The sequence below is a fragment of the Chloroflexota bacterium genome (assembly GCA_026389585.1).
Lineage (GTDB): Bacteria > Chloroflexota > Dehalococcoidia > UBA2247 > RBG-13-53-26 > JAPLHP01.
Genome location: JAPLHP010000005.1, coordinates 1 through 6,045 on the forward strand (window position 1 = coordinate 1; position 6,045 = coordinate 6,045).

The 6,045-nt window shown below is 53.8% G+C and carries 7 protein-coding genes; 6 read left to right on the forward strand and 1 reads right to left on the reverse strand.

Annotated features, from left to right (window positions below; translation table 11 throughout):
• The first annotated feature begins 116 nt into the window (after positions 1-116).
• The 5 genes from NTZ04_00250 (at position 117) to NTZ04_00270 (ending at position 4,853) form a co-directional block, all read left to right on the forward strand.
• Entirely contained in the window at positions 117-380 is a 264-nt protein-coding gene (locus NTZ04_00250) for a TIGR04076 family protein (GenBank protein ID MCX5990759.1), read from the forward strand.
• Positions 381-430: 50 nt separating this feature from the next.
• The gene (locus tag NTZ04_00255) at positions 431-886 is read left to right on the forward strand and encodes a pyridoxamine 5'-phosphate oxidase family protein (protein MCX5990760.1); all 456 of its coding nucleotides are present in this window, start codon (positions 431-433) and stop codon (positions 884-886) included.
• Between the two features lie 40 nt (positions 887-926).
• Positions 927-1,466: a hydrolase gene (locus tag NTZ04_00260; GenBank protein MCX5990761.1), complete on the forward strand. Its 540-nt coding sequence runs from the start codon at positions 927-929 to the stop codon at positions 1,464-1,466.
• Positions 1,467-1,670: 204 nt separating this feature from the next.
• The gene (locus NTZ04_00265) at positions 1,671-3,605 is read left to right on the forward strand and encodes an NAD(P)/FAD-dependent oxidoreductase (protein ID MCX5990762.1); all 1,935 of its coding nucleotides are present in this window, start codon (positions 1,671-1,673) and stop codon (positions 3,603-3,605) included.
• An 84-nt stretch (positions 3,606-3,689) separates the two neighbouring features.
• A complete protein-coding gene (locus tag NTZ04_00270) occupies positions 3,690-4,853 on the forward strand; it encodes a DUF6125 family protein (GenBank protein ID MCX5990763.1) in 1,164 nt (387 codons plus the stop codon).
• Here NTZ04_00270 and NTZ04_00275 read toward each other — a convergent pair.
• The gene (locus NTZ04_00275; protein ID MCX5990764.1) at positions 4,837-5,088 is read right to left on the reverse strand and encodes a hypothetical protein; all 252 of its coding nucleotides are present in this window, start codon (positions 5,086-5,088) and stop codon (positions 4,837-4,839) included. The two genes, NTZ04_00270 and NTZ04_00275, sit on opposite strands and share 17 nt — an antisense overlap.
• An 87-nt stretch (positions 5,089-5,175) precedes the next feature.
• Here NTZ04_00275 and NTZ04_00280 point away from each other — a divergent pair.
• The coding region (locus NTZ04_00280) for a right-handed parallel beta-helix repeat-containing protein (protein MCX5990765.1) at positions 5,176-6,045 on the forward strand (870 nt) is incomplete at its 3' end.

The following is a 6,045-nucleotide window of genomic DNA, read 5'->3' on the forward strand; positions in this document are numbered from 1 at the left end:
CAGGGATGGGCGCTTCGTCATCGGGTTGTGAGGTCTGAGGCAACCATGTCTTTCCCTGCTCTGCGAGTGTTCTTAGAAGGCTATGAGTAGAGACACCGTCCGGTCGGAAGGAGAAGATGGCTGAGATTATAGCCAGGGTGATATCCCAAAAGGGGACCTGCTCGGCTGGGCACCGCTTGGGCGATGAGTTTGTCATAGGGGAGAAAACCCCACCGGGCATGTGTCCCTGGGCCTTTTACACCCTCTTCCCTTTTGCCGGGGTACTGCAGTTTGGGGGCTCGTTCCCCTGGGAAGATGACAAAGACAGAGCCACCATCGCCTGCCCGGACGCGGGAAATCCGGTGGTGTTTGAGTTGAGACGGTGTCTGCCCCAGGATTAGCGGGGCGGATGTCTGAAGTCTAATCCACCTTTACCGCAGGAGGGAGAATCATGAAGGAAGATCTGAGGAAGGCTATCGTCAAGTATCTGGACACTCACCGCCACTGCACCTTGGCCACGGTAAGCGAGGATGGCAGTGCACATGCCAGTACCGTATCCTACGTGAACCAGGGACTCGACATCTACTTCATGACTGACCCCAGCAGCCGGAAGGCGAAGAACATGGCGTTCTGCAACAAGATGGCTTTTGCTGTTACTGAGGACTATCTGGACTGGGATGAGATCAGGGGAGTGCATTTGTCCGGCACTGTCGAATGGATCAAGGATGAGGCAGACCTGAAGCGGGTGCAGAAGATGTTTGGCGACAAGTTTCCCCAGGTCCACAAATACCTGGGCGGCTATGGAGTTACCATCGACATCATCCCCTTCCTCAAGATCAGCCCCGGCAAGATTGACTATCTGGACTTCTCCAAGGGCTTCAATCACTGGGATACCCTGGAGTTGTGACCCTGTAGATAGATCACGAATTCTTAGGAGGTTGAGTTTCATGCTTTCGTCAGATAAGGCTGTTCTGGTTGTTATTGACATCCAGGGGAAATTGGCCCAGTCGATGTACCGCAAGGAACTGCTCTTTGAAAATCTCCAGAAGATCATCAAAGGAGCGCAGATTCTGGAGGTACCTGTTATTGTAACAGAGCAGAATCCCAAGGGACTGGGGCCGACAATACCCGAGATAGCGGCCCTGGTACCCCACTTTCAGCCGATACCGAAGTTCAGCTTTAGCTGCTGTGGCGACGAGCGCTTTACGAAGGAGCTGAAGGCACTGCAGCGCCGGCAGGTACTTCTTGCAGGCATCGAAACCCATGTTTGCGTCTATCAGACGACTGTTGATCTCGTTGCGTCGGGGTATGGGGTACATGTCATCGCCGATGCGGTTTCTTCAAGGACGGCTGAGAACAGGGACATCGGCCTGCAGATGATGAAGGATGTAGGCGCCGGCATCACCAGCGTCGAGGCTGCCCTGTTTGAGTTGCTGCGGGTGGCGGAAGGGCCCAGGTTCAAGGAGATCCTCAAGGTCGTCAAATAGTCACAAATGCCTTTGGTTTCTCCATTTTTGGATTCCCACTGACAATAGGGGTTCCCTTTGCATTGCGCTGTGGGGTTTCAGGGGACTATAATTTCTACGCAAGGCTGTCCAAGGTACCAGGTGATTTTGCCGAAGTTAGAGATTGAAGACTCTTACATTTTCTTACTTCCACCGAGACTCAGCGGAGTTCTCCGAAGGAGATAGATGACGTCTTTCCCATCATTGTTCCAACCCGGCAAGATAGGTTCACTGCAGTTGAAGAACAGGCTGATTATGCCTGCTATGGGCACGCAATTGGCTGATGCGGAGGGGAGGGTCACCGACCGCCTGATCGGTTACTATCGAGCCAGGGCTGCGGGTGGTGTGGGACTGGTTACTCCGCAGTTTGCTGCGGTCAGCCGCGATTCTGCGATGCCTTTCACTATGGCGCTGTGTGATGATGTTCATATTAACGACTGGAGGCGTGTGGCAGATGCGGTGCATGAGGGTGGGGCGAAGTTCTGCATCCAGTTGATGCATATCGGCTTGCTCCTGTTGTATTCAGAGGTTGTTCCCGAAGGTGTCTCGATCCTGGTGCCTTCGATGATGCCCTGGCTGAAGAAAGTCCATAATCCCTACCATGAGCTCAGCGAGAAGGACATCGACCGTTACGTGGAAGATTTCGGTGCAGCGGCGCGCCGGGCCAGGGAGGCAGGGGCTGATGCCATTGAATTGCATGCCTGTCACGGTTGTCTTTTAAGTAGTTTTCTGTCCCCTGTGACTAACCGCAGAACAGACCAGTACGGGGGCAGTGTGGAGAACAGGACCCGCTTTGCCCGGAGGGTCATGGAGCAGATGAGACGAGAGGTGGGGCGGGAGTTCCCGGTATGGGTGAGAATCAATGGCAGTGATGACATCGATGGTGGTATTACTCTTGATGAGGCGATAAGCCAGGCGGTTATTCTGCAGTCGGCCGGTGCCGATGCCATCAGTGTGTCTGGCGGGCTGGAGTACTGGTCCACCTTGAGCATCCCCTGCTATCCCTATCCCGGAGGCCCTATGGTGCCGCTGGCGGAGAAGATGAAGAAGGGTGTTAAGGTGCCGGTGATAGCTGTAGGCAAGATAAACGCGGAGCTGGCAGAGGAGGTGGTTGCGAAGGGGAGGGCGGATTTTGTAGCTATGGGACGTCCGCTGCTGGCTGATCCTGATCTTCCCGATAAGATTCGTGAGGGCCATGTGGAGGAGGTGCGGCGGTGCATCTACTGCAATAACTGTCTGAAGTCCGATCCTCAAGCCGGGCCTGGTTCCTGTTCGGTAAACCCGTATCTCTACAGAGAGGCGAAGTATCCGCCCGTGCCGGCGAAGTCACCCAAAAAGGTGATGGTGATCGGCGGCGGGCTGGGTGGCATGCAGACGGCCCTGTTCCTGGCGCAGCGAGGGCATAAGGTAGCTCTGTATGAAAAGAAGTCCAGGCTTGGCGGCCAGTGGAATGTGGCCTGTGCCACGCCGGGGAAGGAAGACTATGCCACCTTTGCTGAATATCTCAAGCGTCAATTAGACAAGCATGGTGTTGCCATTAAGCTGGGGACGGAGGTCAGCAGAGACAAAGTGATAGGGCTCAAGCCCGATGCGGTGGTACTGGCCACCGGTGCGGTTCCGGTGGGGCTGAGGGTGCCTGGTGGTGCGGGCAAGAATGTGGTGCAGGGCCATGATGTCATAGAAGGCAAGGCTAAGCCTAAAGGCAAGGTTGTGGTGGTGGGTGGGCGCTTTATAGGGATGGAGGTGGCCATCTGGCTGGCGGAGCAGGGCATGGAGGTGAGTCTGGTCACTCGGGCCGGGCTGGGTGAAGATGGGATCAATCTGGAGAAATTCAGCTTCAAGACCCTGGCCAAAAAGCTCCTTGATTTACGTGTCCCGCTCTACCTGCATGCTACAGTCGTGGAGATCACTGATAATGCGGTGATCTTCTCTCTAGGTGGCGAGATCTACTCCTTGCCGGCTGACACGGTGATTATGGCGGTCGGTATGCAGTCGGATAACGGGCTGGCCAAGGAACTTGAGGGTGCTGTTCCTGAATTACATATGGTTGGCGATTGTGTCAGGCCGCGGGATGCGGCTGAAGTAGCCTATCAGGCGGCGAGGGTGGCCGCAAATATCTAGGTCGGCGGAAGCATTTATTTTTGCAGAGAGTGATTCAGAGATAATGTGTCTGTCGCTCTGGGCTGAAAAGGGAAAGGAGATAAAGTGGCAGAGTTGAACGATTTAAGTGGACCATTTAATCCCAATCTGAGGTATTCCGACTTCTCCAAGGAGTTTCTGGTCAAGATCATTGGTGTCTGGCAGTGGGCCTGGCTCCAGATGGACTCAGCCTGGTTTGATGTGGTTAAGAAGAGATATGGTTATCAGGTAGCCTGGGAGTGTGATATGGAGATGTGGTTCAGGGTGGCCCAGCGGTGCAATCCACGCTATGCCAAGCTGGCCAACATCCCCTTGAATAATGTCGTTGATTCCCTGAAACTCCTCCAGTTGCCTCTGGACAATACCATGGGAGGGATATTCCCGGTTGAATATGACATAAAGAACGAGAACCATGCCATAGTTACGGTGCGGAAGTGCCCCTCTCTGGAATGGTGCGAGAAGGAAGATGCGGACCGGATAGTGCCGATGTGTCAGGTCAATGAGCCGCAGATAATCAAGAAATACATTGTTAATCCCAATATCAAGGTGAAGGCTCTTAAGCTGCCGCCCCGGAAGAGCCAGGATGAAATTGCCTGTCAGTGGGAATACAAGATCACTGTTCCCGCGGGTACCAAGATTCGAAGCAAGGCTGAAGTAGTAAACGAGACAAGCGATATCCCTGAGTTAAACGATTACAGCGGCCCATTCTATCCCAGGCTGACCCACAAGAACTTCTCCAAGGACTTCCTTCTCAAGCTGATGGTTGCCTATCAGTATGCCTGGATCATCATGAGTGGCGGCTATTATGATGCGGTGAGGAGCAGATACGGGTTGGAAGTGGCCAATGAGTGCGAGCTGGCATCATGGATGAGGGTGGGGGAGCGGGTTAATCCGCGGTATGCCAAGATCGGCAACATCAAGTTGGAGACAGTGCTTGATTCTCTGAAAGCGGAACAGTTGCCCCTGGACAACACGGTAGGGCTCTATCCGGCTGAGTATGATATCAAGAGCCCGAACCATGTCATCATGACAGTGATGAAGTGCCGCACGCTGGACTATTTCGAGAAGGCTGAGCCGGAGAGGATAATCCCGATGTGCCATCATCTGGAGAAGCCGGTCATCGAGAAGTACATGATCAACCCGAAGATAAAGGTAACACCTCTGGTGCTGCCGCCGCGGAAGAGCCCGGAAGACATCGCCTGCAGGTGGGAATTCAAGCTCGAAAAGTGAGCTTGCGTTCCAGGCTCAACCGGGGCACGTAGTTTACATAAAATGTTGGGGTGCGGAGCGCAATTGCGACATTGGAACTGACTGCCAAGTTGGTGAAGAGCAGGAACTCCTTGAGCATTAGTTGTCTGTAGCAGCCGCTTGCCTTGGCTTTTGCCAGTATATGGTCTGTGTCTTGCGTATTTGGCATAATTACCCAGAAGTTGACACCCCCTATTGCCTGTTTGGTATTATTCAAAACAACTTCCTGACATAGCCCATGCCAGGGAAGTCCTACGACTATTGCTCAATGGGTCATCATACAACGCTCGTAAAGGGGGGGAACGTGAGTAGAAAGAGTACCATACACTTCTTAGTATCTTTTGCCATTGTTATTGGCCTGCTGTTCTCTGTTCTGTTGTCTATGCTGGCTTCCGCACCAGTCAGAGCCACTGATGTAGGCGGCCAGATCACCTCTGACACCACCTGGACCAAGGCCAACAGCCCCTATATTGTCACCAGCAGTGTACTGGTAAACGAGGGGGTTACTCTCACCGTTGAGCCAGGGGTGACAGTCAAGTTCGAAGCATTGAAAGGAATGTTGATTGATGGGCAGCTAGTCGCCAGAGGAACAGCATCTGAGTCAATCACGTTCACTTCTAGCCAAACAACTCCGGCAAAGGGGGACTGGGTTAATATTGTTTTCAGTGAGAAGAGCGTTGACACCAATCTTGACCAGGGCGGCGGCTATCTCAGCGGGAGCATACTGGAATACTGCACCGTGGAGTACGGCGGCGCGTCCGATCAGGCGGCGCTACAGTTCTTGTCTGGCACTGGGACTCGCGTTATTGAACACTGCGTCATCAGGAACAATGCCTCGACTGGACTGCGCAGCCAAAGTACGACCCTTCATGTTACTTCGTGCACCGTCTCCGGTAACTTTGCTGGCGGCATCTATGCAAGCGATGGCCAATCTACCATAAGCGGCTGCACCATCTCCGGGAACTCCGCTTCCTATGGTGGAGGCATCCGTGGAACAGGTGGCCCATTTACCATAAGCGGCTGCACCATCTCCACGAACTCGGCTTATTCTGGTGGCGGCATCGATGCAGATGGTGGCCCATTTGTCATAAGCGACTGCACCATCTCCGGGAACTCCGCTTCCTATGGTGGAGGCATCCGTGGAACAGGTGGCCCATTTACCATAAGCGGCTGC

Excerpts from the sequence above, each read along its gene's own strand:
- NTZ04_00265 (MCX5990762.1), top strand. The coding sequence starts at position 1,671 with ATGACGTCTTTCCCATCATTGTTCCAACCCGGCAAGATAGGTTCACTG.
- NTZ04_00260 (MCX5990761.1), top strand. The coding sequence starts at position 927 with ATGCTTTCGTCAGATAAGGCTGTTCTGGTTGTTATTGACATCCAGGGG.
- NTZ04_00255 (MCX5990760.1), top strand. The coding sequence starts at position 431 with ATGAAGGAAGATCTGAGGAAGGCTATCGTCAAGTATCTGGACACTCAC.
- NTZ04_00250 (MCX5990759.1), top strand. The coding sequence starts at position 117 with ATGGCTGAGATTATAGCCAGGGTGATATCCCAAAAGGGGACCTGCTCG.